The sequence below is a fragment of the Arthrobacter sp. Y3223164 genome (assembly GCF_059091005.1).
On record NZ_JBNHGF010000401.1, the window covers coordinates 1 to 2,455 of the forward strand.

Annotated in this window: 2 protein-coding genes; both read right to left on the reverse strand. The window is 71.1% G+C overall.

Annotated elements, in window-relative coordinates:
• A partial coding sequence (locus AC5RUJ_RS14595; protein WP_494156080.1) for an L-aspartate oxidase occupies window positions 1-1,265 on the reverse strand: 1,265 nt, incomplete at its 3' end.
• The coding region (nadA, locus tag AC5RUJ_RS14600; RefSeq protein WP_494156081.1) for a quinolinate synthase NadA at window positions 1,262-2,455 on the reverse strand (1,194 nt) is incomplete at its 5' end. The genes AC5RUJ_RS14595 and nadA, both read right to left, overlap by 4 nt.

The window sequence follows — 2,455 nt, forward strand, 5'->3', positions numbered from 1 at the left end:
AACACCGGCACGGCCTCCGGCCGGTCCAGCGCGCGCACGGCACGGCGGGCGAAAACCAGGCCTTCCAGCAGTGAGTTCGAGGCCAGCCGGTTGGCCCCGTGCACTCCGGTGCGGGCGACCTCGCCCACGGCCAGCAGCCCGGGCACCGAGGTCCGGCCGTCGTGGTCGGTCCGCACGCCGCCCATCCAGTAGTGCGAGGCCGGACGCACCGGCAGCGGTTGCCGCGTCCAGTCGAAGCCCAGGGAGCGGACGGTGGCGTCGATCATCGGGAACCTCGCCGCCAGGAAACCGGCGCCCTTCTCCCGCTCGAGTCCGGTGGCGTCAAGGAAGACCTGCGGCAGCAGCCCGTTGTCCTCCTGCAGCCGGAGCTGGTTGTGGATGCAGCGCGAGACCACGTCACGGGGCGCCAGCTCGGCGTCCGGATGCAGCGCCGGCATGAACCGCTCCCCCGCCGCATCCACCAGCACGGCGCCTTCGCCGCGTACCGCCTCCGAAATCATGAAGGCCCTGCCGCCGGTCGCCGCCGGGTCCAGCAGGGTGGGGTGAAACTGGATGAACTCAAGGTCAGCCAGGACCGCACCGGCTTCCCAGGCCAGCGCCACGCCGTCGCCGGTAGCGGCGGCGGGGTTGGTGGTGGCGGGGTACAGCTGCCCGGCGCCGCCGGTCGCGAGGATCACGACGTCGGTGTCCAGGTAGTCGGGCACCGCGCCTGCTCCCATGGGCATCAGCTCCACGCCCGCCACGCGCGCGCCGGCCGTGAGCAGCCGCCGCACCATCGTGTGCTCAAGGATCTCCAGCCGGCCCGCCTCCGCCGGGCCGCGGACCACGCGGATCAGCACTTCGGCGATGCCTGCCCCGGTGCGGTCACCGCCGGCATGCAGGATCCGCGGCGCCGAGTGGGCCCCTTCCAACCCGAGCGACAATTCACCGCCGTGCCGGTCGAAGTCCACGCCCCACTCTTCCAGGGTGGCGATTTCCGCCGCCGCACCTGCGCACAGCAGGCGCACGGCGCCGTCGTCGTTCATGAAGGCGCCGGCGGCGAGGGTGTCGGCGATGTGCGCCGCGACGGAATCGCCGGCCGCGGTTCCCTGCGCGGTGACAGCGGTGATTCCGCCCTGGGCGTGCCAGGTGTTGGACTCGGCCAGCCCGCCCTTGGTGATCAGGGTGACGGCCGTGTCCGGGCGTTCCGCGGCGAGCGCGGCGGCGTAGAGCCCGGCGATGCCGGACCCCACCACCGCCACGCGCCGGGCCGGTTCGAGGTTCACGGCCTGGCTGCCAGCATCCGTTCCAGCGCCACGCGGGCGGGAACGGCCACCGAATCGGGCACGGTGATCCGGTTGAGGACTTCACCGCCGGGCAGCTGGCCGGTTCCGGCGTAGGCTTCCAGCACCCAGGCCAGATAGCCCGGGTGAATCCGGTACATCGTGGAGCATGGACAGATCACCGGGTCGAGGCAGAAGATGGTGTGCTGCGGGTACTCGGCGGCCAGCCGGTTGACCATGTTGACCTCGGTGCCGATCGCGAAGACGGTCGGCTCGGTGGCGGCGGCCACGGCCTTGCGGATGTAGTCGGTGGAACCGGACTCATCCGCGGCGTCCACCACCGGCATGGGGCATTCGGGGTGCACGATCACCCGGACGCCCGGGTAGTCGGCGCGTGCCTTCTCGATCTGGTCCACGGTGAAGCGCTTGTGCACGGAGCAGAAGCCGTGCCAGAGGATCACGCGCGACTCCTGCAGCGCCGCCTCGTCGTTGCCGCCCAGGGGCTGGCGCGGATTCCACATGGGCATCTGCTCCAGCGGCACGCCCATGGCCTTGGCCGTGTTGCGGCCCAGGTGCTGGTCGGGGAAGAAGAGGACCCGGTGGGCGCGCTCGAAGGCCCACTCCAGCACTGTCTCGGCGTTCGAGGACGTGCAGACGATCCCGCCGTTCTCTCCGCAGAAGCCCTTGAGCGCGGCCGACGAGTTCATGTAGGTGACCGGGATGACTGGGACCTTGCCGTCGGCGTCCGGACCGCTGCCGAGCACGCCGGCGAGCTGGTCCCAGCAGGCCTGCACCGAGTCGATGTCCGCCATGTCCGCCATGGAGCAGCCGGCGGCCAGGTTCGGCAGGATCACGGCCTGTTCGGGCCCGGAAAGCATGTCGGCGGTTTCCGCCATGAAGTGCACGCCGCAGAAGACGATGACTTCGGCCTCCGGCTTTTCCTTGGCGGCCCGCGCCAGCTGGAACGAGTCGCCCACGAAATCGGCGTATTTGACCACTTCGTCGCGCTGGTAGAAGTGGCCGAGGATGACCAGCTTGTCGCCCAGCTTTGCCTTGGCGGCCAGGATCCGCTCCTCGAGCTCCGCATCGCCGGCCAGCCGGTATTCTGCCGGGATTTCGCCCTGCCGCGGGGTGGCGGCCGGCGCCGGATCGGCCATCGACGCGCCCGGCCCGTAGGAGGGCGCCCAGGCACC